Annotated in this window: 21 protein-coding genes; 4 read left to right on the forward strand and 17 right to left on the reverse strand. The window is 43.9% G+C overall.

Annotated features, from left to right (window positions below; genetic code table 11):
* Positions 1 to 5 precede the first annotated feature (5 nt).
* From QNH15_RS21385 to rpsN, 5 genes are all read right to left on the reverse strand, one after another.
* Entirely contained in the window at positions 6 to 1,286 is a 1,281-nt protein-coding gene (locus QNH15_RS21385; protein WP_283890397.1) for a sensor histidine kinase, read from the reverse strand.
* On the reverse strand, positions 1,286 to 1,960 hold the full coding sequence (locus tag QNH15_RS21390; protein WP_283890399.1) for a response regulator transcription factor: 675 nt from the start codon (positions 1,958 to 1,960) through the stop codon (positions 1,286 to 1,288). The genes QNH15_RS21385 and QNH15_RS21390 overlap by 1 nt, the downstream gene beginning before the upstream one ends.
* A 140-nt stretch (positions 1,961 to 2,100) precedes the next feature.
* Positions 2,101 to 3,087: a Gfo/Idh/MocA family protein gene (locus QNH15_RS21395; protein WP_283890400.1), complete on the reverse strand. Its 987-nt coding sequence runs from the start codon at positions 3,085 to 3,087 to the stop codon at positions 2,101 to 2,103.
* Positions 3,088 to 3,162: 75 nt separating this feature from the next.
* Positions 3,163 to 4,149 carry a CobW family GTP-binding protein gene (locus QNH15_RS21400; RefSeq protein WP_283890401.1) on the reverse strand — a complete coding sequence of 329 codons (987 nt, stop codon included), beginning with the start codon at positions 4,147 to 4,149 and terminating at the stop codon, positions 3,163 to 3,165.
* Between the two features lie 431 nt (positions 4,150 to 4,580).
* Positions 4,581 to 4,850, reverse strand: coding sequence for a 30S ribosomal protein S14 (gene rpsN, locus QNH15_RS21405; protein WP_283890402.1), 270 nt, complete (start codon positions 4,848 to 4,850; stop codon positions 4,581 to 4,583).
* 236 nt (positions 4,851 to 5,086) lie between these two features.
* Here rpsN and QNH15_RS21410 point away from each other — a divergent pair, with 236 nt between their 5' ends.
* Complete coding sequence (locus QNH15_RS21410; protein ID WP_283895699.1) at positions 5,087 to 6,016, forward strand: metal ABC transporter substrate-binding protein; 930 nt, start codon at positions 5,087 to 5,089, stop codon at positions 6,014 to 6,016.
* 35 nt (positions 6,017 to 6,051) lie between these two features.
* Here the strand turns inward: QNH15_RS21410 and QNH15_RS21415 are convergent, their stop codons facing one another.
* The 4 genes from QNH15_RS21415 to QNH15_RS21430 all read right to left on the reverse strand — a co-directional run bounded on the left by QNH15_RS21415 (position 6,052) and on the right by QNH15_RS21430 (position 10,287).
* A complete protein-coding gene (locus tag QNH15_RS21415) occupies positions 6,052 to 6,942 on the reverse strand; it encodes a manganese catalase family protein (protein ID WP_283890403.1) in 891 nt (296 codons plus the stop codon).
* A 57-nt stretch (positions 6,943 to 6,999) separates the two neighbouring features.
* The gene (locus QNH15_RS21420; RefSeq protein ID WP_061971948.1) at positions 7,000 to 7,224 is read right to left on the reverse strand and encodes a YuzF family protein; all 225 of its coding nucleotides are present in this window, start codon (positions 7,222 to 7,224) and stop codon (positions 7,000 to 7,002) included.
* Between the two features lie 115 nt (positions 7,225 to 7,339).
* Positions 7,340 to 9,082: a glycine betaine ABC transporter substrate-binding protein gene (locus tag QNH15_RS21425; RefSeq protein WP_283890406.1), complete on the reverse strand. Its 1,743-nt coding sequence runs from the start codon at positions 9,080 to 9,082 to the stop codon at positions 7,340 to 7,342.
* Positions 9,079 to 10,287 (reverse strand): quaternary amine ABC transporter ATP-binding protein, encoded by a 1,209-nt coding sequence (locus QNH15_RS21430; protein ID WP_283890408.1) that lies wholly within the window; start codon positions 10,285 to 10,287, stop codon positions 9,079 to 9,081. The genes QNH15_RS21425 and QNH15_RS21430 overlap by 4 nt, the downstream gene beginning before the upstream one ends.
* Positions 10,288 to 10,678: 391 nt before the next feature.
* On the opposite strand from QNH15_RS21430, the gene cls reads away from it, so the two are divergent.
* Positions 10,679 to 12,127 carry a cardiolipin synthase gene (cls, locus tag QNH15_RS21435; protein WP_283895701.1) on the forward strand — a complete coding sequence of 483 codons (1,449 nt, stop codon included), beginning with the start codon at positions 10,679 to 10,681 and terminating at the stop codon, positions 12,125 to 12,127.
* A gap of 281 nt (positions 12,128 to 12,408) precedes the next feature.
* On the opposite strand, the gene cccB is transcribed toward cls, so the two are convergent.
* Together cccB and QNH15_RS21445 are read right to left on the reverse strand one after the other, a co-directional pair.
* Positions 12,409 to 12,732: a cytochrome c551 gene (gene cccB, locus QNH15_RS21440; RefSeq protein ID WP_283890410.1), complete on the reverse strand. Its 324-nt coding sequence runs from the start codon at positions 12,730 to 12,732 to the stop codon at positions 12,409 to 12,411.
* 17 nt (positions 12,733 to 12,749) lie between these two features.
* Positions 12,750 to 13,628 (reverse strand): LysR family transcriptional regulator, encoded by an 879-nt coding sequence (locus tag QNH15_RS21445; protein ID WP_283895703.1) that lies wholly within the window; start codon positions 13,626 to 13,628, stop codon positions 12,750 to 12,752.
* A 111-nt stretch (positions 13,629 to 13,739) separates the two neighbouring features.
* Here QNH15_RS21445 and QNH15_RS21450 point away from each other — a divergent pair, with 111 nt between their 5' ends.
* On the forward strand, positions 13,740 to 14,849 hold the full coding sequence (locus QNH15_RS21450) for a citrate synthase/methylcitrate synthase (RefSeq protein ID WP_283890412.1): 1,110 nt from the start codon (positions 13,740 to 13,742) through the stop codon (positions 14,847 to 14,849).
* 45 nt (positions 14,850 to 14,894) lie between these two features.
* On the opposite strand, the gene QNH15_RS21455 is transcribed toward QNH15_RS21450, so the two are convergent.
* The 6 genes from QNH15_RS21455 to QNH15_RS21480 all read right to left on the reverse strand — a co-directional run bounded on the left by QNH15_RS21455 (position 14,895) and on the right by QNH15_RS21480 (position 21,371).
* Positions 14,895 to 15,452: a bifunctional transcriptional activator/DNA repair enzyme AdaA gene (locus QNH15_RS21455; RefSeq protein WP_283890414.1), complete on the reverse strand. Its 558-nt coding sequence runs from the start codon at positions 15,450 to 15,452 to the stop codon at positions 14,895 to 14,897.
* 22 nt (positions 15,453 to 15,474) lie between these two features.
* A complete protein-coding gene (locus QNH15_RS21460; protein ID WP_283890416.1) occupies positions 15,475 to 16,461 on the reverse strand; it encodes a methylated-DNA--[protein]-cysteine S-methyltransferase in 987 nt (328 codons plus the stop codon).
* A gap of 130 nt (positions 16,462 to 16,591) precedes the next feature.
* A complete protein-coding gene (locus QNH15_RS21465) occupies positions 16,592 to 17,221 on the reverse strand; it encodes a YcnI family copper-binding membrane protein (RefSeq protein WP_283890418.1) in 630 nt (209 codons plus the stop codon).
* A 22-nt stretch (positions 17,222 to 17,243) separates the two neighbouring features.
* A complete protein-coding gene (locus tag QNH15_RS21470; protein WP_283890419.1) occupies positions 17,244 to 18,830 on the reverse strand; it encodes a copper resistance CopC/CopD family protein in 1,587 nt (528 codons plus the stop codon).
* Between the two features lie 120 nt (positions 18,831 to 18,950).
* Complete coding sequence (locus tag QNH15_RS21475) at positions 18,951 to 19,994, reverse strand: hypothetical protein (RefSeq protein WP_283890421.1); 1,044 nt, start codon at positions 19,992 to 19,994, stop codon at positions 18,951 to 18,953.
* A gap of 72 nt (positions 19,995 to 20,066) precedes the next feature.
* On the reverse strand, positions 20,067 to 21,371 hold the full coding sequence (locus tag QNH15_RS21480; protein WP_283890423.1) for a murein hydrolase activator EnvC family protein: 1,305 nt from the start codon (positions 21,369 to 21,371) through the stop codon (positions 20,067 to 20,069).
* Between the two features lie 403 nt (positions 21,372 to 21,774).
* Here QNH15_RS21480 and QNH15_RS21485 point away from each other — a divergent pair, with 403 nt between their 5' ends.
* Positions 21,775 to 22,488 carry a nuclease-related domain-containing protein gene (locus tag QNH15_RS21485; protein ID WP_283890425.1) on the forward strand — a complete coding sequence of 238 codons (714 nt, stop codon included), beginning with the start codon at positions 21,775 to 21,777 and terminating at the stop codon, positions 22,486 to 22,488.
* Positions 22,489 to 22,588: the final 100 nt, after the last annotated feature.

Here is a 22,588-nt window from a genome sequence, read left to right on the forward strand (position 1 = left end):
CGCCATTATTCTTTGGCGGGACTTTTATTTATGCCCACAGGAAGCCGTACCTGAATCTCAGTGCCCTTTCCGGGACGGCTCTCCGCTTTAATGCTTCCTTTATGCTCTTCCACAATCCACTTGGCGATGGAAAGTCCAAGACCCGTTCCCCCTTCTTCCCGGGATCTGCTTTTATCTCCTCTGTAAAAACGGTCAAAAATCAACGGAAGGTCTTCTTTTTGAATGCCTATGCCCGTATCTTTAACCACCAGAAGGATGTCATGATGCTCCTTCCTGCAGATCAGGAAAATGCTCCCGTCTTCCTCGTTATACTTTAAGGCATTATCCAAAAGAATAATAAGAAGCTGGTGAATGCGTTCCTTGTCCCCATTAAAGTAGATGTCACTTTCTATCGTGCTTGAACAATTGACATTCCTTGTTTCTGCAATAAATGAAAATTGATCAACCACATCTGTAATCAGTTCAGTGAGATTAAAAATTTCTTTTAAGAGCATTGCCTCATTTGAATCCGTCCGTGCGAGAGTGAGGAGATCAGCAACCAATTTATTGGTCCTCTTCACCTCTTTTAAACTGTTATACAACGCAACACTTTCTTGTTCAACCGTATGTTGCGGATGCCGAAATACGTTTTCCAAATGGGTCTGGATGACGGATAACGGAGTGCGAAGCTCGTGGGAAGCATCAGCTGCAAACGAGCTTTGACGATTCCACGCGGCTCTTATGGGAATAAGTGATCTCTCAGCGAGGAACATCCCGGTCAAGATTGAAATGGCCAAACCCAGGAGCGTACATGCAACAATCAGCTTAAGAAGATTTTTAAGCATGTAAACTTCCGGATCAATATTCAGCACCAGCTGGAGATGTTCAATGTCCGCTCTTGAAACTGATTTTGGCAATTTACCCTTTACGTTTATATCGAGAGCCCGATAGGTATGTTCGTTACTTTCGTTGTTCCAAAGAACGTGCCGGTCAGACGTAGAAGGTGTAAATCCGGCAAGATCTGTTTGGAAAGCGGTATGCTCCGGAAAGCTTTTGACAAACGCGCCGTTCTTGTCCCATAAAAGATAGCTGACCTTCCGTTCTTCCCGCTCTTCTTTATGCTCACTGTCAACTTCCTTATACCCTTCTTTCTTCAGCTTCCCGGCTATGTTATGCAGCTTATCATCAATGTTATGATAGACCACATAATGCATGTAGCCATATATAACCGAACTGAACACACAAAGAACAAGGACAAGAACAACTGTGTTCATGACGACCAGCCGTATTCGGGTTTTCCTGAACATTACTTCTCCTCCTGCAGCATAAAGCCGATGCCTCTGACGGTTTTCAGAAGATGCTCACAGCCATGAAGAGCAAGTTTCTTCCGGAGATGATGCACATATACGTCAACCGCATTCAAACCAACGTCTGAACTATACCCCCAAACCCGGTTAAAAATTTGATCCCTTAAAAGAATTTGATTTGGGTTCCTTAAGAAATACTCAAGCAGCTGATATTCTTTAACGGTCAAACTGAGCTTTTTCGAATCAACATAACCATCGTATTCTGATTTGTTCAAGGTAATGTTGCCAAAGGAAAGCTCCTCTGCCGGAGTTGTCCCTCTGTCTCTCAAGAGGACTCTCAGCCGAGCCAGCAATTCCGGCCCGGCAAACGGCTTAATCAGGTAATCGTCCGCTCCGGCATCGAGCCCCTTTACTCTGTCCTCTACAGAATCCCTCGCTGTCAATAATAGGATAGGAACATGGTTCCCCTGGTTTCTTAATTCTTTGACAATCTCCAATCCGTTCATTCCAGGGAGCATAATATCCAGAATTAACGCATCGTACTCGCCGTCCTCTGCCGAGAAAAGTCCATCCTCCCCGTTTTCCTCAGAAACAACTATATATTTTTCGTCCAAAAGAAGGTTCTCAATTCCCTGACGTACTCCCTTATCATCTTCTACAACAAGTATCTTCATTGAATCTCAACTCCCCACTCCATTCAAATTGCCCTAACAGCCTACCAGACCATTTTTAAAATTTCTTTAATTTAGTATTAGTTTTTCCTGAAAATAAAAAAACTGCCCAAATTTTCTGTTTGAGCAGCTTAATCTTCCTATTATTTACGGTCATTCGGATAAACAACGCCCAGCTGGCTGCGAACCTCGTCCATTATTTCCATTACGGCAAGCGAGTTATCGTGCGAATTGATATCCGATTCCAGTTTTCCCTGCTGAATCAAGGAGATGAATTCTTTCGTTTCATAGTACATCGGTTCATGTTCGAGAGAAACTGAGATATCCCGTGAATCTCCGCCCCTGTACCGTAATTCGACCTTCTCCGGTGTATGGATCCGGTCGATGACAATGCTTCCCTTCTCCCCTTGAATCTCGGAAGGAAGGGAGGAATCGGTAATTTTCGAATACGTAATGACCGCTTCCATCGTGTCATAGGTCAGTAAAATGCTGCCTTCTCCGTCCACCCCGGTCTCAAGCTTAATTCCGCTCGCTTTAACCGACTTTGGCCGGCCAAACAGCACCACCAGCGGGTAGATGCAATATGTGCCAAGGTCCATGAGTGCTCCGTTTGAGAACTCTGGTTTGAACGCATTAAGAATCGTTCCTTCCTTGTACGCATCATATCGTGAAGAATACTGACAGTAGTTGCCCACATACCTTCTGATGGTTTCAATCTCGGACAAGTGATCCCTGACGGCTTTGAAGCCGGGAAGAAATGTTGATTTCATTGCTTCCATCATAACCACGTTGTTCGACTTGGCCGATTCAATCATTTCCTTGATTTCATCGGCATTTGAAGCAAGTGGTTTTTCGCAAAGCACATGCTTGCCATGTTTCATCAGCTCAATGACCTGCCAGGCATGAAATGAGTTTGGGCTTGCCACATAAACCGCGTCGATTAAATCGGATGAAGCAAATTCATTAAAATCCGTGTAAACTGTCGAAACTCCATGTTTCCCTGCAAATTTCCTGCCTTTTTCCTCTGTCCGCGAATAAACTGCATTCAGCTTAAACTCTTCGAGATCACCTGCTGCTTTCAAAAAGGCATCTGTAATCCAGTTTGTACCTATCACACCAAAACGTATCACTCGATGTATCCTCCTTCAATTCACTGTTCAACAGCCAGTTTACCATATTCCCGCCTTTGGTCCGTTAAAATCTGTTTATGCATGCAGCGTTTGCAGAACTTCCTTCTGGAATGATGTTTGAAGGTCATCAACCAGCATATTGTAGCCAATCAAAATTAGACACGTAGAGCATTCCTGGTCTTCCATCCGTTCCATCTCCACTTCTTTTGAGGCAAATTGAAATTGATAGAGTCCACTTGGAGAAGCCAGTTGCACCATCCCCTTCGCCCGAAGCACACTTTCCGGTAATTTTTTCAGCCACTTTTCAAAGCGAATCCGCTCCACTGCCGGAATATTTTCAATTTTAACCGCTTTAAACGGATGCTCGTGGTGATGGTGATGGTCATGATGATGGTGGGTATTTGTCTCACTTTCACCCAGGGTAACGGAGACCGTGCTCATCCGCTTTTTTAACAGTTCATCAAGAGAGACGTTGCCATACACCGTCTCAATGATTTCCACTTCACCTTTAACTAGCTTTCTCAATTTTTTATAGATTTTATCTTTATTTTTTTCCTGAATAAGGTCCATCTTGTTCAAAAGAATGAGCGTGGCGCTGCTCATCTGTTCATTCAGCATCTCCCGAATCTCTCTCGAACTGGAGAAAATGCTTTGGTATTCAAGAAATTTGCTGGCGTCTGCCAGACTGATGACCGATTGGGTTTTAAACCCGTCATGAAGCCGCGGATCAGTAAGAGCCTCCAGAATTTCCTTCGGATTCGCCACGCCCGTTCCCTCGATCAACAGAACATCCACCTGATTTTCTTCCTGCAAAAAGAATTGCAGCTCCTCCCGCAGGTCATCCTGAATCGTACAGCAGATGCAGCCGTCCAGCATTTCCAGCATTTTTTCACCTTTGAACAGATGCCCTTCCACATTGACTTGCCCCAGCTCATTCAATACAATTCCCGGTTTAAGGCCTCTGGTTTTAAAGTCGGCAAGCATTTTCAACAATACCGTCGTTTTACCTGAACCAAGAAAGCCGCTTAATATGTATGTTGGAATTTTTTTATGGGTTGTCATCTTCTGGTTCCTCCCTTAATACCTTTGTATAAATCGTAATCATTATGTTTTATCTTAACATGAAAATGGAGCAACCGACCAGAATAAATCTGGTTCCTATCTTAATTGTCCTTTACTTTCGAAGAGAATATGATAGGATTTAAATCGTAAAAATTACGTTTTATTTAGGAGGAAAACATGAAATCTATATCCATTGAAACAGGGAGTTTAACAGGATGCAGTTAAACAGAAATACAGGAACCTTCCGAAAAGAATTGATCGGTTTTTGTTTGTTGTGATGTTTTTGAAATCAAAAGGTACTGATCATTCAAATCAGCAAGCTGAAAAAAATCGAAGAACCAAAAGAACCTTATGTCTATCCCAGTGTCGACAGTCTGTCCGCAAATTGACAAAAAAGCATTCTTTCCTGCTTCGGAAAGAATGCTTTTGGATTACCAGCTGGATTTTTTAACACCAGGGATTTGGCCTTTATGGGCAAGTTCCCTGAAAGCGATTCTGGACATTTCGAATTTGCGGAGTACGCCTCTTGGCCGTCCTGTTACTTTACAGCGATTATGAAGCCGTGTGGGACTCGCATTTCTTGGAAGCTTGCTCAAGCCTTCATAATCTCCATTAGCTTTTAGCTCTGCTCTCTTCTCGGCGTATCGCTCAACGATGGCCTGTCGCTTTAATTCTCGTTCAACCATTGATTTTTTTGCCAATTCAGTCAATCCTCCTTGTTATAAATCGTAATAATTACGCTTTACAGTGTACTCCTGAAGGACAACCTTGTCAAAGAAGTTGATTTTAAAGTCGTTTTCTAACCATTCTCTTTTAGGATGCATGCTTTAAGAATGAACAACCACCATTTCCCATTTCCATTTTCAATAAATATCTTTACAAATCGTAACGATTACGATATATTTTGAAAAGAGATTTAACGGAGAGGGTGATGATGATGAAATACCTTAAACTTATTGCGATACTATCGATTTTCTCACTTCTGCTTGCTGCCTGTTCTGGCCAAAAGGAAACAAGTTCAAATGGAGATCCTAATAAATTAACAGTAAAAACCACTATTTTTCCTCTCAAGGATTTTGCAAGTAAAATTGGTGGAAAGTATGTTGATGTAAAAAATGTGGTTCCAGCAGGTGTAGAACCACACGATTACGAGCCGACCGTACAAACCATGTCAGAACTGTCAGATAGCGACCTTTTCATCTATAACGGCGCCGGTTTGGATGGCTTTGCGGATAAAGCCATTGATACCCTTGATCAAACACACACAACAGTCGTAAAGGCTACAAGAGGAATTTCACTTGAGGAAGAACATGCGGAAGGCCAAGATCATAAGCATGAACATAATCATGGCGATATTGACCCGCATGTGTTCATTGATCCGGTTCATTCGATAAAAATGGCTGAAAATATTAAAGATGCTCTTGTAAAAAAAGATCCTGGGCATAAAAACGATTATGAGAAGAATTATGAAGAGTTAAAAACAAAGCTTACAGCTCTCGATCAGGATTATAAATCCACGATTGATAAAAGTCCGAAAAAGGAAATACTTGTTTCCCATGCAGCATACGGCTATTGGGAAAAAAGATACGGATTAAAGCAAATTCCGATTTCCGGTCTTTCTCCTTCCAACGAACCGACGCAAAAACAGCTGCAGTCCATTATCGAGCTCTCTAAAAAACATAACATTAAATATGTGCTGTTCGAGGACAACGTGAAACCCCGGGTTGCAGATACAGTAAAATCTGAAGTCGGTGCTGAAGCCCTGTCCTTTCACAACCTTGAATCGCCAGCTAAAAAAGACAGAGATAAAGACTATATCAGCTTAATGAAAGGCAACTTGGACATTTTAAAGAAAGCTCTTCAATAAACAGAACCCTGGCAGCTTTGCCAGGGTTTTTTCGTTTACAAATTCGACATCAGCCGCTTTAAAATCCGCTGATAATCGTCCCGGTCAATACCTGGGGCAAACTCTTCGGGCAGTTCCTCAAAGTCTGGCACCTTTCCTCCTTCCGGCATGCCGTCAATAACCGTTAACTGCTGACCGGTTTCAGGGTTCTTCCCTTTCCAGATCTTGCTGATGTCCCGGTACTCCGGTTCACCCCATGTATAAAGCACATTATAGAGTCCCTGGTCCATGAATGGCTTCGCATAATCAAATTTGTTATTATCAAGGCTCGGTACCGGGAGCATCTTTCCTACCTCCACACCCGTTGCCACTTCAATGGCTTTTGCATAAGCAATAATATGCGTCCCTCCGCGGACGAGCAGGTAGCCAATCATCGTTCGTGCTGTCGGATGATCTGTCATTTCGTACACCCTCATTTTATGGGTACGGGCTCCAATTTCAAGCAGGTAGTTATGAAGCAGATCCGCCACGAGATTACCCGAGTTGGTTACGTAATCCCCATTCCATGGACGGCCCATTCCGTCCCCAGGATAGGCGGCCTGCGCGGTCGTGGTAAAGTGCAATGAATAACGTGCGTCCTTGCCGTTTTGTAAAGGCGTCATATCCGGGTCGCCCGGAAAGGTATTGCCAAATGACAATAAATTGATTGCATTTGCCACGAGCTCCACGTGGCCAAACTCTTCGGCTGTTATGCTTGCTACCAGGTTATAAAACGGTTTGAACTTTTTCTTCCCGCGAAAATTGAACGATTGATACATGTAATTATTAAGTGTGGACATTTCCCCAAACTTCCCGCCGAGCAGTTCCTGAACGGCCGCAGCTCCGTTCATGTCTCCATACTCCGGCCTCGGAAGCTCAATTGCCAGTTTATTGACCCGTTTCATCATGTTGCTCCACCTCCGCTGATCTCCGCTTGATTCGCCGCCATCTCTTTGCTGGCTGAGTTACTCTGGAACAAGCTGCGGATTCGGGACTACCCAGATGATTTGCTGGGTTCGGATATAAAACGAATTGCCTCCGGATTCAACGACAATATGATCCGGTACCACCTGTTTAAGTGTTCCCCGGACAGAACCCCTTTCCGTTTGAACAACAACAGCCTTACCAATTACAGTCTGAAGGGTTTGAAACACATATGGATCACTGACAACCCAATTGATGTTATTCATGCTGGCCTCCCCATTCACTGCTTTTGCGTATTCCTTTATATATTTATTAGCGAAGTGAATGCATTAGTCTAAGTAAAAAAAGGACAGCCTAAAGCGGCTGTCCTTCCTCCATCAATTATTTGCTTTTTTTCAGATCTTCAATGGAATCAATGTCCATGTACTTCGGAACCGTCAAACCAAGCTTTGTACCTTTCAGGTTTGGTCCAAGATCCTCAAACTTGCCTTTGTACTTGTCGTAGTAATCCTTGTGAGTGGTTGGCAGCCAGGCAGCAACCATTGCATCAGCGCTCCCGCCTGCCACACCGGCAAACATCGGGCCTGCTTCCACTTGCTGAAGTTTTACTTTATAGCCCTCTTGTTCGAGTACTTTTGCAATTACATTCGTACTCGCAATTTCAGATTCCCAGGCTACATAAACAAGGCTGACTTCTTTGCCGTTGCCTTTTGGTGCGCCTTTGGTCCATTTCGCCACTTGCTTTTTATGTGATTTAATCCAATCCGCTGCAGCATCCGCAGGTTTTGCACCATCCTGGACTTTCACCATCACATCTTCCATATCGGCTGGTTTCCAGTAGAACTGATCCAGAATTTTGTTGGCGCCCGGATTGTCCTGCTTGAATCCTTTACGGGTTAGCGTGTGAATGGATTCACCCTTACCATACGAACCTTTAGGATCCTTCAAATACTTCAGATCATATTTACTGAACATCCAGTGCGGTGTCCAGCCGGTAATGATAATCGGCTCTTTCTTCTCATACGCCTTTTTCAATTCTGCAGTCATAGCTGCAGATGAACCTTCTTTCAGCGTCCATTCGTTTTTCAAGCCATAATCCTTCATCGCTTTTTCAGTGGCTTTCATTAGGCCTGCCCCAGGATCAATACCTGTAATTTCATAGTTGACCTGGTCACCGACATTTTTAGAACCTGTTTGATTTGTGACGGCAGCTTGGCTGAATGCTGTTACTGCATAAGCAATCACAAGAACTGCTGCGAGAACAGAATACACCCATTTCTTGTTGATGACGTTGCCCAAAAGCGGTTTACGAAGGTTTTGTGAAACACGGTCAAGAATAATCGCAATGATAACGATAGACAGACCCGCTTCGAAACCTTGTCCCACTTTAATCTGAGTAACAGCCCGGTACACTTCAGCTCCCAATCCGGGTGCACCAACTAGTGAAGCGATAACCACCATGGATAACGCCAGCATAATACTTTGGTTAACCCCTGCCAAAATGGTTGGAGCGGCAAGCGGGAGCTGTACTTTAAACAGCTTTTGACCTGTGGTTGAACCAAATGCATCTGACGCTTCAATCAGGTCGCCAGGTACTTCCCGAATTCCGAGGTTCGTCAGACGGATGGTTGGCGGTACCGCAAAAATAACGGATGCCAGAATACCAGGCACGACTCCGATTCCAAAAAACAGGATCGAAGGAATTAAGTAAACAAATGCAGGCATCGTCTGCATAAAGTCCAAAATAGGAGTAATGATTTTTTTCGCGGTATCGTTCTGGGATGCCCAGATCCCAAGCGGAATACCAATAATAATCGTAAGAACGACTGATGATAGCACGAGTGCGATCGTTTGAACTGTCGCATCCCAATACCCAAGGTTATCGATCAATAATAATCCGATCAAAGAAAAAATGGCTACACCCCATCGGCATGTATAGAGCGCGAAAAGTGTAATGATCAAGATCAGCAGGATAGGAGGACCGATATCAAGAACCTTAACAAGATTGTCCAGCAGTCCTTCAATAAAACTTGTAACTGCACTAAAAAGCGGGTCAAACGTGCTGGTAATCCAGTCTACTAAGTGGTCAACCCATTGTGCTAAAGGGATTTTCGGAAAATTCATTCGTCATCCTCCTTTCCATTCAGCCCATCACGGTTTCCAGCGAGTGCCCCGATGACCGCACCTCGAATAATAATTCCTTTCAGCCGTTTTTCTTCATCTACGACGGCAACCGGAATCTGGGTGTTGGTCATTGGTTCAAACAAATCGGAAAGCAATGTGTCTTCCTTTACTGTCAACACGTCTTTATGCATTACATCTTCTATCGTTTTGCCCTCTTTTACTGCCATGGACGCTGCATCAGCAGTAACTGCTCCAAGCAGGCGCTGCTTGCGGTCTACGATAAAGATGCTGGAATATCCCTGATCTTTCATGATTTGGAGCGCCACACGCGGTCCTCTGTCCGGCGAGATCTTCTCTGCACGTTTCATAACATGCGAAGCGGTAAGTACACGTGATAAGTCCACATCTTCAACAAACCGTTCAACATATTCATTGGCAGGATTCATCATGATTTCTTCAGGAGTTCCAATCTGAATAATGCTTCCATCCTTCATAAGGGCGATCCGGTCGCCAATTCGAAGAGCCTCATCCAAATCGTGTGTTATAAAAATGATGGTTTTATGCATGGAGTCTTGAATTTCAAGAAGCTCGTCCTGCATATCTTTACGGATAAGCGGATCCAGTGCACTGAACGCTTCATCCATCAAAAGGATATCTGTATCGCTCGCCAATGCTCTTGCCAGACCGACCCGCTGCTGCATACCTCCGCTCAGTTGGGATGGAAGCTGGTTTTCAAACCCTTTTAATCCAACAATCTCAAGGGATTTCATTGCTTTTTCATTTCGCTCTGAAGCGGAAACGTTTTGAATTTCCAATCCGTATTCTGTGTTCTCAAGCACGGTTTTGTGAGGGAAAAGTGCGAAGTTTTGAAATACCATGGAGATGGTTTTTCGGCGTACCTCTCTTAATTTCGCTGGAGGCATTTTAACGATGTCCTCATTATCAATCAAAATTTCACCGCTTGAAGGATCGATCAGCCGGTTAAGCATTCGGATCAGGGTTGATTTACCACTTCCGGATAGCCCCATGACCACAAAGATCTCGCCGGGATAGATATCAAACGATGCATTGTTTACTCCTACCGTACTGCCTGTTTCTTTAAGGATCTCTCTTTTGGATTTTCCTTTTTTTAATAATTGTACGGCTGTTTTCGGAGATTTTCCGAAGATTTTCGTTACATTTTTTACACTGACTTTTGCATCCATTTAATCACCTCTGTTCTTCGACATTATACGACAACAAATAACAGTAACTTTTTTATTGTATAGAAGTTTCCTTGTTACACCAAATTATGTATTCTAGGATATATAAGTATGTGACAGGTGCTATTAGGAATGCCTAGGATTAGCCATAATATACTTACATATCTTAAGTTATCCTCCCAAATACTCTTATATGCTTCCTTCTGAGGGGACTTTATATCCGAATAAATGGAAAAAAGTGCTGATTCATATATAATAGAAGGTGGCAAAAGAAGGAGTTTCCTCTTATTTATATGTAAAGAATTACGACTAAGTCTGAAGAATATGATATGGTAAACATCTAGGTTTTTACACCGATCCTGTTAGGTAAGGAGAAACTATGCAAATATTTTCAATGCACATATTTTCTTACGTTTTAATGTTTTTTTCTATCTTAAATATACTGCTTGCCGCCATCATCGTTTTTAAGGAACGAAGAGATGCCAGCTCCACTTGGGCCTGGCTCCTTGTCCTTGTTTTCATTCCTTTAGGCGGCTTCTTTCTATATCTAATGCTCGGCCAAAATTTGAACAGGCACCGGCTTTTCCATTGGGATGACCGCAAAAAGCTTGGACTGGAGCAGATGTTAAAAAAACAGATCACCCACATCCGCGATGGCTCGTTTGAATTTAGCAGTGAGCCGGAACGGGCGAGCCAGGATTTAATCTACATGCAGCTTCTAAACAATGAAGCTCCATTTACAAGCGACAATGCTGTAGATATTTATACGACAGGCGGAGAAAAGTTTAAAAACCTTCTTCATGATATTGATCAGGCACAAAACCATATCCACCTGCAGTATTACATTATAAAAAAAGACAATCTCGGCCGAAGAATTCGCGATGCTCTTATTGAAAAAGCCAAACAGGGAGTAAAAGTCAGAGTTCTTTATGATGAGCTCGGATCAAGAACCCTTCCTAACAACTTCTTTGCCGACCTTCGAAAAGCGGGAGGAGAAGTGGAGGTCTTTTTCCCAAGCAAATTTGCCTTTATTAATTTTCGTATGAACTACCGCAATCATCGTAAAATTGTCATTATCGATGGAAAAATCGGGTATGTTGGCGGGTTTAATATTGGGGATGAGTACCTTGGCCTCAGTCCGAGATTTGGAAATTGGCGTGACACCCACCTGAGAATTCAGGGGAAAGCGGTCCTTTCCATGCAAACCCGCTTCATACTTGATTGGAACCAGGCGTCGTACGGACACGATATTGATTATGATCCGGTTTTATACCCCAATGAAGACGCCAAGGGAACGGTCGGCATGCAGATTGTTACAAGCGGGCCTGAATCGGAGTGGCCGCAGATCAAGGACGGCTATATCAAAATGATTTCGATGGCCAAAAAGTCCATCACCATACAAACACCTTATTTTATCCCTGATGCGAGCTTGCTGGACACGTTGCGAATTGCCTGCCATTCCGGCGTCAATGTGAATATCATGATTCCCAACAAGCCTGATCATCTTTTTGTGTATTGGGCCTCACTTTCCAATATCGGCGGTTTGCTGAAAGCAGGAGCCAACGTGTATATTTACGACAACGGCTTTATCCATGCCAAATCTATCGTAGTAGATGATGAGATCTCCTCTGTCGGTACAGCCAATTTCGATATCCGCAGTCTGAAGCTGAATTTTGAGATTAATGCTTTTATCTATAATAAAGATGTAGCGAAACAGCTGACCGATGCCTTCCAGGAGGATGTCAAACTGTCCCGTAAACTGACCTGGGAAGAATATCAGCACCGCTCCCGCTGGATCCGGTTCCGGGAGTCCATCTCCCGGCTCCTGTCTCCTATCTTATAAAAAACTAAAAGGGGCTATCCAAAAAGTCTGTAAGCCGTTGATTTTCGTTCCAGGCCGCTCGCTTTCCGTGGGGCGTGCGGTGAGCTTTACCGGCGTGAACGCCTACCTTTTGGCGCAAGCGCCTGCGGGAGTCTCACCTGTCACGCTAGTCCCACAGGAGTCTCGCGTCTTCCACTACAATCAACTTTCCTGGAAGCTTTTTACGCAAAGGAGCTGCCTGAAGGTCAATTTTTGACTTTCAGGACAGCTCCTTTTGCTTGTTGTGTCTCTCTGTAGTAAACCTATTTATGCTCCTTTTTCAGCCATTCGGCAACAAGCCTCGCGTCGCCACCGGTTAAAATCCCTGCGGGCATGCCGTTTCTTCCTCTCAGAATGACGCTCATGATCTCTTTTTCGGAATATTTACTTCCGATTTTCTCCAGGGACGGACCGGTTCCGCCTTCCAAATTGTTGCCATGGCAGGAGGCACAATTTTGCTTATAGATGCTCTCAGCCGCCTCCATATTTTGTCCTTCATGGTACTTTTTCTTTTCGTCGGCATTGTTGGACGAGCATGCGGCAAGTAGAAGCATCGCCAAACTGAACATCGCGAGTTTCTTTTTCATCTGGTTTTCTCTCCTTTTTAAATTCTGTGGCCGGCTACAAAGGAAAGGAATTCCCTTTGTTTTCGATGGTCGTACTTTCTGAGCGCATAGGTGTTAGCTTCGGGAAGCGGGATTGAGGGGCAGTCCACCTCCAGCAACCTTCCCTCCAGCAATTCCCTCCTGACTGTTGAAGCAGGCAAAAAGGAAACCCCAAGTCCTTCCACAATAAATCTTTTTGTAATATGCACCTGTGATACTCTCATCATTCGCACTCCCGGATACCGGGTTTTAATACTCTTGGTTAAGGCTCCCCAATAGCCCGGATGATTGTGTGTCAGCAGATACTGAGATTCCAAAATCTCTTTTTCATCCAGTGGCGGTGCTGATTCCAAGTCCCTTCCATCATGTGCACAAACAAACATCACCCTGTCTGTATAGAGAAGATCACAGATCAGATCAGGATTGGCAGTGGGCAGGCATGACAAGCCGATATCCACCTCTTCATTCAGAACGGCTTGTTCAATTTGCTCAGACTCTATAATTTTAACCTCTATTTCCGTTTCCGGATGTTGATTTAAGTAACGTTTTAGCACAAATGGCAAAATTGTATCCGCAATAAGCGGTGAAATGGCCAAAATCAGCTTGCTGCTGAAGCCCTGGCTGAAGGAAGCCATATCCTCCAGTCCGTTTTCATAAAGAGCAATCAGTTCTTTCGCATGATCCAAGTATCGTTTTCCCTCTTCCGTCAGCTTAACTTTCTTTCCCTCCCGATGAAAGAGTAATACCCCGATATCATTTTCTAGCTGCTTAATATGAACAGTGACCGAAGGCTGCGATATATAAAGCAGCTCTGCCGTTTTTCTAAAATTCCCTGTCTCAGCTGCGGTTATGAATGTATAAAGCCACTTAAACTCCATCATTTTCTCCTTATTATATTTCTTAATTAATTCATTTAAAAAGATTTAATTTTCCTAATTATATATCCATCATACAATAGGATCAAAGAATAAAAGGAGGAGAGGTTTACAATGAATGCAGCAAAAGGACTAAAAGGGGTTGTCGCTGTGGAGACTTCCATCAGTTCGGTAGACGGAAAGAATGGCATTCTCTTATACAGAGGACTCGAGATCAGTGAAGTGATGAAAATAGCATCCTTTGAAAAAGCGGCCTATTTTTTATGGTACGGAAAATGGCCGGATGACCATGAATTAAGCACTTTAAAAAATGAACTGAGCGAACATCGCATGCTTTCTTCAGAAATGAAAAAACTCATTGACGGGCTTCCGAAAAACATGGACATGATGAGCGTGATCCGAACAGCGGTCTCTTCTGAAGGCACAGTCGATTACAACTGGAAGCCTACCATTGGACAAGCGATTCGATTGACAGCACAAGTGCCTTCCATCATTGCTTACCGCAAACGCACATTGGAAGGGAACGCTCCGGTATCTCCTGATCCCGACTTGAGTCATGTTGAAAACTATCTTTACATGCTTTATGGTTCTCTTCCTTTAAAAGCCCATGCGGACGCGCTTGAAGCCTATATGATCCTGACGCTGGAACACGGAATGAACGCTTCTACTTTTGCTGCGCGGGTGACAGCTTCCACTGAATCTGATCTGGTATCAGCAGCCACATCCGCCATCGGAACCATGAAAGGCCCACTTCACGGCGGAGCTCCATCGGGCGTGATTGATCTTCTTAATGAAATCTCCGAGGCAAACGATATTGAAAAGGTGCTTAGACACAAATTAACAAGCGGAGAAAAATTGATGGGATTCGGCCATCGCGTTTACAAAACCCACGATCCTCGGGCCCTCGCCTTAAAAGAACGCTTGCTGCAAACGGCGGGTGAAGATCCATGGCTCGACCTGGCTTTGGAAACCGAGCGGATGGCAGTTGAACTGCTGAAAGAATACAAACCCGGCCGTTCATTGTATACCAATGTGGAGTTTTATGCTGCCGCCATCATGAAAGCCATCCAGATGGAGCCTGATTTGTTCACCCCAACCTTTACCGCCAGCCGGATGGTTGGATGGAACGCACATGTGCTGGAGCAGGCCGAAGACAACACGATCTTCCGTCCGGAGTCTGTATATGTAGGACCTGACCGCAGTGTAGCAGGAAAAGCGAACTGATTAAAAAAATAAAAAAACACTTTCGCTCCCATTGAAAGTGTTTTTTTATGTTCCCTCTTTTATGCTCCTGAACTCACTTGGAGAACAGTTCAGGGCTGTTCGAAAGACTTTATAGAAATTTGAAGTACTCTGAAAGCCTGCCTCATAGCAGATTTCGAGATTGGTTAGACAGGTGTGCGTAAGCAGGTACACCGCTTTATCCAGCCTGATCTTTTCCAAATAGGTCCGGGGAGTGTCTCCTGTCAATCCCTTAAACTGCCGCTCCAGATAAAACGGGCTGACACCCGCATGCTGGGCAACGTCCTGCAAGGTGAGAGGTTCTTTGAAGTGATCGACAAGAAAGCTTTTCACCCTGGTGATAAGCTCAGCCTGCGGAGAGAGCCCGGTATCCGGCTGGCACCTTTTGCACGCCCGAAATCCTGCTTTCATCGCTTCAGTCCTTGTATCATAGAATTCGACGTTTACCTTTTTCGGTTTCCTAGAGCGGCAGGAAGGGCGGCAGTAAATTTTTGTCGTTTTAACAGCTGTATAAAATAACCCATCATAGGAACTGTCACACGCCATAATTTTTTCCCACATTTCATTAAATGACAGACTGTCCATCCCTTTTGCCCCCTTTTTCCTCTTATTGTAAGCCTTTGCTTTTTTCAAGTTCAAGAAGAAACTGTTTCCTGTCCAATCCCCCGGCATATCCTCTAAGATCTCCGTTGTCCCCAATCACCCGATGACACGGAATCAGGATACAAATACGATTCTTTCCGTTCGCATTGGCAACCGCCCGGACGGCTGTCGGACGTCCCAGATGCTCCGCCTGCCCTTTATAGCTGCGTGTGGTGCCGTAGGGAATTTCTTTCAACGCATCCCAGGCTTGGAGCTGAAAAGCGGTTCCGATGCTCGCAACGGGAACCGTAAACGTTTGACGTTCGCCTGTGAAATACTCCTGCAGCTCTTTCCCCAGCTGCCGGCTTACTGCGCCAGCTCTTTTTTTAAAATTGGCATTGAGCTTTTTCTTCAGAAAAAGAAGTTCGGTTTCAAGCGCACGCCGGTCCATAAATTCCAGCAGACAGCACTCTCCTTCATAAAAACAGGCGATAAGTACTCCGATCGGCGTCCAGTACCTTTGATAAGTAATGATATTGGTATATTCAAAGTCCTGGTTGTTCTCACTTTTTAAAAGATGGTTCACACGTTTAACATACATGTACTTCTGCAAGTCACCGTCATGTTTCTGTTCAAACCACCTTTGCGCCGCACGATATGAGGTATCCCCGGGAGACACCTGCTTTAAATATTTTTCCGGATGGTCAGCCTTTAGGATCAGCTCAGCGAACGTTTCAACCTCATCTTGTTCCGTCCCATAGGTCAAAGGCCGGCACACCTTGCATTCACGAAAGCCAAAAGCAATGAGATCAAACAGCCTTCTTGAGAAGACTGTGTTATCCTTTTGAGGCGGAGCGGCACTGCACCCGAAACGGCAGGCAATTCCTGTCGTTGTTACTCCGGTATAATACCCTGACATCTCCTCCTTTTTCAGCATCTTTTCATACAATGCTTCATGCTTTGGATCACCGGGTTCAATATAATCATACCGGTCCTGAAGCTTCATGTTCATTTTGCCATTCACCTCTTCCTTATTCTGCTCTTATTCTAACAGTCCCCAACCCTGTAAATCGTCCTCATTCTTGCTCTTATGGTCGGAGTGATATAAAAAAAAGATCCGCCTGGTATGCGAATCCTTTCAATCATTTTCGTTTTCTGGCAGATAGAATCAGTGAGATCAGGCTAAGCAATACAGCTGCACCTGAAAGATAGAGCGGAAGTGTGGATGAGTTTGCGTTTTCATCATCCGTTGCAGTCTCTTCCTGTTCATTGGCGGTTCCGTGCATATCGCCATGCTCGTCTCCGTTTCCTTTCATCACTTTAGTAACTGAAGCAGGTGTATCCGAGCTTTCCGGCCCCTCCCATGCGACAGTGCTTCCATCTTTATATGTTTGGTAAGCTTTCCAGACAATTTTATTTGCCTTGTCCCCTACCTTACCCTGCATATTAAACTCAGTAAATTCTGTTGAAGAAAGCCCTTTGCCTTCGGCCGTCCAGGTGACGCTTTTGATCAAGCCCGTAGAGTCTTTTTCAACCGTATATTTCCAGCCTGGCATGGGTTCGAACCGCGAAATCTCCACATCCTTTGGAATTTCCACCTTGATTTTAACGGTTGGAATATCTTTTTCATTTGGGACCCGTACAGAAAACTTTTCATACGTCCCTTGAGTGGTTTGCTGTGGAAAGACCACCACATGGGCACTAGCCGGGCCTGCAAACATAAAAAGAGCAGCAGCACAGACACCTAGCATGGAAATCCATTTTTTCTTCATTATAAATACATCCTTTCAACTGCTAAAGCTGCAGTTCGTAAATTTTAATGGTTTTGGTAATTGAAATTTCCTCTACATCTTCGTTAACAACAGCAATGGTCATTTTCCATTCACCGGAGAATGGCGGGTAGGCACCAGATTTACGAAAGATCTTTTGATGTCCATTAGATCCCTTTTCCGGTTTCAGGGGAACGATGATCTCCGGGACTTTCGGTCGGTCTATAGACTGAAAACGCAGTTCAGCCTTTTCAATCGACGGTTTCCCTTTTGAGCTCGCCGCCTTGATGCTAAAATCATTGATTCCCGGCTGAAGGACAGACGATTTTGTTTCAAAATGAATGCCGCCTTTGCTTTCATCCCAATTCAGCGGCTTATTTTGCGGGGTCGGGCTGAGCTGTGTAAACAAGGCAACAATCACAAGAATCAGCCCCATTAACGTCAGATCCACTTTCAAAAGAGCATGAACCGCATTTCTGCCCTTTTTTCTTTTTTTATGAGATCGGAGGAGTGCGCCGGTGATAAGAACAAGAATCACAATAACCACTTTGATTGTTAATAAAATGCCCCACGCGGTATCCCAGAGATAGAATACTCTGGGCAGTAAGAAAACGGTGTATACCAAACCGCTTAAAATCAGGACCATCAAGCTGATTAAAGCCGCTACTGAAAATCGTTTAAAAAAGAAAGTACTATGGTCCTTATCTTTTTTCCAACTGATAAACAAATAGCTCAGTCCTCCCGCCCATAGAGCAGCAGCCAATAGGTGAAGGGTATCCAGACCCATAGTGACCGGGGCCATTTGTTGCCCTGCCGCATGCCCATTCAAGCTTTTGGCCAGAAGCAGCAGGATGACCCAGACCAAATCAAACCATGTCCTTCTATACGTTAAGAACAGCCCTGCTGCAGATATTGCCAATGACAGGAGCCAAGACCATCCGATTGCCGTATGGAACAGGAGGTCAGGAAAACCCGCCCAGTTTTGTCCATTTAGCAATATGCTGGCCTGGATGCAAATGAATCCGGCCAGTAGAAAAAGATGGACCTTCTGAATGAGCCTCCCGTGTTTGATGTACGCTTCTTTTTGTTCTTTTTTCGAATATGGAATGAAAGATTTCCATAGCACCCAGCCGGAAGCCAGCAGCAAAAAGACGTAATACAGGGTTCTTATGACCAGGGAAGCAAGGTTATATTCGCTGCCCTGATGACCGGTTTCTCCCGCCGGGCCATCGACCGTAACTTTATTATTTTGTGAAGGCTGCCCTACAGTGAATAAATAAGCGCCAGATACCGGATGGCCGTCTGAAGAGATCACCGAGTATTGGACCGTAAAGACCCCTTCTTTTTCTTGTGGAAGGTCCAATGTCAATTTACGTTGGTTTTGACTCATCTTCGTCGGGTTTTTCGTGATGGGGTTACCTTTGTCATTCAGAACTTTTAATGAATACAATTCCTTCTCAAGCCGTTCATTAAATGTCAGTTCGACTGTGGATGGCAATTGGCTGATTGTGCTCTCCGGAGCCGGATTGGAATTCACCAGAAAGGCATGTGCCTCAGTTTTGTATGGCAGGATGAGCAGCCATGCTGATAATAAAAAAATAAAGACTCGCAAAGGCGTCACTCCGAACTCGTAATAATAAAGCCATTCTCAGTATAGACAAATTTCAATGATTTAAATATCGCTCTAACGAGTGATTTACATGATAAAAGGCATGCCTCAAAACAGGCATGCCTACTTATCTATGATTTCAGGATTTTCGTGAATGATCCTCTCGGCTGTATCCCAAACACCTGGCAAAAATTCGAGGACTTGCCGGGACTTCATTATGATATCGGGATGAGATGATAGTCCAAGCTCGTTCAGTAACTCGTGAAAGGCAGGGAGATGCGAGGATTGTGTATTTGCATCGGCATCGGCTGCCAAAATGGTATGGCAGCGTGTAAATGTCGCAGCAATCCAGAAGACAGCTTCCCTGTGTAAGCCTTTTTTGATGAGTTCCCTGCTCCCTTCCATTACGATCGGCCGGCTGTCCTTTGAAATATCTGTACTGAAAAAGAAGGGTGTCCTTGATACATTAACGGTGACATCGAATGTTTTTTCGAGATTGTTCAAATGATATTCCACTCGTTTTGGAGTGAAATGGCTGTATCCCAAAAGTTCGAGTAACTCCTCATAAAATCCCTCTAGACGGTAATTTTCAAGTACTTCTTTCGCCTTGACCAAACGAAGCCGGATGGTCGGATTGCGGAGAGCAGCAACCAAAAGAATGTGAGTCGTTACCCCTGAACCAAAGAGAAAACTCATCACCTGTTCGTGCAGCGGCACTTTAGAATTGATAGAATTCAAACCCGTTTCCACTCGTTTTTTCGCATCCTCGCATCGTGTGAGTACCCACTTTTTTTGAGCAAACTTTGTCGAAACAACACGCTGCAAGTTTTGCAAAACGTTGGCGGGGTCATAAAAGATCGTATCAACCCGGAAACTCCCCACAAGATGATACGAAGAGAGGACCTTTTCCGGCGAAGAAAGCTGTTCCTGCGAAAGATAGGTCACTTCCAGCAGTGTTCCTTTATAGAGAAATTTTCCGAGTTTCATAGGCGGATCTTGGAGGGTGGTAACCACAACAATATCTACATCCGAACCCACGGGGAGATCTTCATCATTGTTCATTTCAATCGTGGAGCCGCTAAAATAGGCACCGAGCACCCATTCGCTCGACTCCGCAAAGTTCCTAGTCCATTCGGCACCATTTTTCCTTGCCTCACCAACCTTCACCCTTCTCACCTCTTTTTTACCAGATTAAAAAAGGGAAGCTAGAGTTGTCTCCTGCTTCCCTCATGTTGTGAATTAATGCAAATATGGAATTGGATTAACCGCGTTGGATTTCGCGTAATTCCATTGTCCTTTATGAAGTTCGAAATGAAGATGCTGACCAGTAGAGTGTCCAGTATTCCCCATGGTTCCAAGCCGCTGGCCTTGTTTTACAGTTTGTCCGGTGCTGACCATGCGCTCGCTCATATGTGCATAAACGGTAGTGTAAAGCTGTCCGTCAATGTAGGATGAAACAAACACACAATTTCCGTAAGAAGACGACAGGTAAGAACGAGCCACCGTACCATCAGCTGCTGCTACGATCGGATTCCCTGACCCTGCTTCTGCAATATCGATGCCAGGGTGGAAGTCACTTCCTCCAAAACGTGTTCCAAACGGAGAGGAAACATAACCCTTGGCCGGCCAGATAAAGTTTGCTGACACATGTGGCGTGCTTTGTTTCGGAGCAGGCGCCGGTGCTGGTGCCTGCCGGTTTTCTTTTTCAGCCACACGTTTTTCTGCTGCCTGTTTTTGAGCGGCCTTTTCTGCTGCTGCTTTGCGTGCAGCTTCTTCACGCTTACGCTGTTCTGCTTCGCGCTTGGCTCTTGCGATTTCTTCTTTAATCGCTTTTTCCTGAGCCGCTAGAATGTCATTCTTCTCTTCAATGCTTGTCACATCTTCGTGAAGATGTGATTCTTTTTTCTTCAAGGAAGCAGACAATCTGTCTTTCGCCTCTTTTTGAGCTTTTAGTTTGTCATTTAGTCCATTAAGCTCCTGGAGCTTCGCATTAAGTGATCCCAGTTTTTGTTCCACATCTTTTTTATTTTCTTCTACTTTGGCTTTATCTCGCTTCTGTTCTTCAAGAAGAGCTTTATCCGATTCAGCAATCATATTCAATGAGATCAATCGATCAAGAAAATCACCAAAGTTTTGTGAACCCAGAACCACTTCCAGGTACTTTACAGCGCCTCCGCTTTCATACATGGAACGTACACGCTCTTTCAAAAGCGCGTCCCGCTCTTCAATTCGCTTTTGAATCTTGGCAATCTCATCTTTCAGTCTATCAATCTCTTTTTTCGTATCATCAATTTCTGTTTTTTTCGTCTCGATATCATTCTTTGTTTGCTCGAGATTTGATTCGATCTTTTCAAGTTCTTGGACCACTTGATCCTGCTGGCCTTGAACTTCCTTGATTTGTGCATTCTTTTTCTGCTTTTTCGCGTCATTTTCGGCTTGTTTCTTATGTATATCACTTAAGGTCTGCGCATGCGCTGAAGTGTATGAAAAAACGCTAAAACCGATGCTAAGTGATAAAAAAGCCTTTAAAACTCTTTGCTTCAATTACATTTCCTCCTTAACCTTACTCCTACAACCCTCGTTAATTCCCATCCGTAATTATATCATTAACAAACTGAACTTTTAGGACAGCTATATTACATCTATATTTCAAAATGTTACAAAGTTCGGGATTATAGGACAAAAATTGTAAATTATCGGAGGTGATTTACAGTATTTTTTTGTTTGGTGGGGGTGTGAGTGGGGTGAGAAAGTTGTGTGAAAATTCAGCAATAAGCAATTATTCAGAGTTTCGTGCAATTAATCCTACATTTCGTGCAAATTAATTGGTTTTTCGTGCAATTCCAAACAAATTTCGTGCAATTCACCAATTTGGCTTATCATTGGATTCTTTTTAAGCAGGATTTATCTACAGAAAAGAGGAATCTTTGAGAAAAGGAGTGTTGCTATGATCGTCAAACCATTATTAGTCCCTTCTACTATTAAAAAATTGGAAGCATTAACACGCAGGCTGCCACATAACCATATCAAACGCCCCCAACTTGAAAAAGAACTGGCTCAGCGCCTTGCAGGCTATCGGGGCGAACTCTCTCTAGACTACTATTTAATGAATCTTCCTCTGAAAAAACACTTTATCTTCCATGATCTGCGTCTTCCTGGTAACAACGGCTTTTTTCAGCTTGACCTTCTCCTTCTAACACCCTATTATTTCTTAATCCTTGAAGTAAAGAATATCTCGGGACCTCTATTGTTTGATCAGAACTTTCATCAACTGATTCGCATTCAAGATGGTGTTGAAGAAGGATTTGCTGACCCTGTTTTACAAATACAACGACAAAGAGAGCAATTGTCACAGTGGCTGGAACAAAAGCATTTACCTCAGCTTCCCATCGAAACTCTAATTGTGATCAGCAGTCCACGAACGATTGTACACACTAAAAGCAGTGCGAGCATAAGAAAATTTATCACAAGGAGTTCTGTACTCACTAAAAATATTGAGCACTTCGACAGTGTCCATCTTAAAGAAGTACTAACTAATAGACAACTAAAGAAACTTACAAAATACTTCCTGCAACAACACACACCCGAATCAATAAATCCTCAAATTCGATTTGCTCTTTCCCACACAGACCTTCTCAAAGGTGTTTATTGTCCAAAATGAAACTCTATCCCCATGCAATGGAAAAGAGGAAAGTGGATTTGCAATGTCTGCTATCACTCTTCAAACAGTGCCCACATTCCCTCTTTAAAAGACTATTACT

Source organism: Fictibacillus enclensis, assembly GCF_030123385.1.
In the GTDB taxonomy this organism is placed as follows: Bacteria; Bacillota; Bacilli; order Bacillales; family Fictibacillaceae; genus Fictibacillus_C; species Fictibacillus_C enclensis.

Coding starts and splice junctions, on each gene's coding strand:
- QNH15_RS21445 (WP_283895703.1), bottom strand. CDS start 13,628: ATGGAGTTTAAGTGGCTTTATACATTCATAACCGCAGCTGAGACAGGG.
- QNH15_RS21420 (WP_061971948.1), bottom strand. CDS start 7,224: ATGAATAACATCAATTGGGTTGTCAGTGATCCATATGTGTTTCAAACC.
- cccB (WP_283890410.1), bottom strand. CDS start 12,732: ATGAAAAAGAAACTCGCGATGTTCAGTTTGGCGATGCTTCTACTTGCC.
- QNH15_RS21425 (WP_283890406.1), bottom strand. CDS start 9,082: ATGAATTTTCCGAAAATCCCTTTAGCACAATGGGTTGACCACTTAGTA.
- QNH15_RS21410 (WP_283895699.1), top strand. CDS start 5,087: ATGAAATACCTTAAACTTATTGCGATACTATCGATTTTCTCACTTCTG.
- QNH15_RS21400 (WP_283890401.1), bottom strand. CDS start 4,149: ATGACAACCCATAAAAAAATTCCAACATACATATTAAGCGGCTTTCTT.
- QNH15_RS21450 (WP_283890412.1), top strand. CDS start 13,740: ATGAATGCAGCAAAAGGACTAAAAGGGGTTGTCGCTGTGGAGACTTCC.
- QNH15_RS21460 (WP_283890416.1), bottom strand. CDS start 16,461: ATGAACATGAAGCTTCAGGACCGGTATGATTATATTGAACCCGGTGAT.
- QNH15_RS21385 (WP_283890397.1), bottom strand. CDS start 1,286: ATGTTCAGGAAAACCCGAATACGGCTGGTCGTCATGAACACAGTTGTT.
- QNH15_RS21430 (WP_283890408.1), bottom strand. CDS start 10,287: ATGGATGCAAAAGTCAGTGTAAAAAATGTAACGAAAATCTTCGGAAAA.
- QNH15_RS21415 (WP_283890403.1), bottom strand. CDS start 6,942: ATGATGAAACGGGTCAATAAACTGGCAATTGAGCTTCCGAGGCCGGAG.
- QNH15_RS21390 (WP_283890399.1), bottom strand. CDS start 1,960: ATGAAGATACTTGTTGTAGAAGATGATAAGGGAGTACGTCAGGGAATT.
- cls (WP_283895701.1), top strand. CDS start 10,679: ATGCACATATTTTCTTACGTTTTAATGTTTTTTTCTATCTTAAATATA.
- QNH15_RS21455 (WP_283890414.1), bottom strand. CDS start 15,452: ATGGACAGTCTGTCATTTAATGAAATGTGGGAAAAAATTATGGCGTGT.
- QNH15_RS21465 (WP_283890418.1), bottom strand. CDS start 17,221: ATGAAGAAAAAATGGATTTCCATGCTAGGTGTCTGTGCTGCTGCTCTT.
- QNH15_RS21485 (WP_283890425.1), top strand. CDS start 21,775: ATGATCGTCAAACCATTATTAGTCCCTTCTACTATTAAAAAATTGGAA.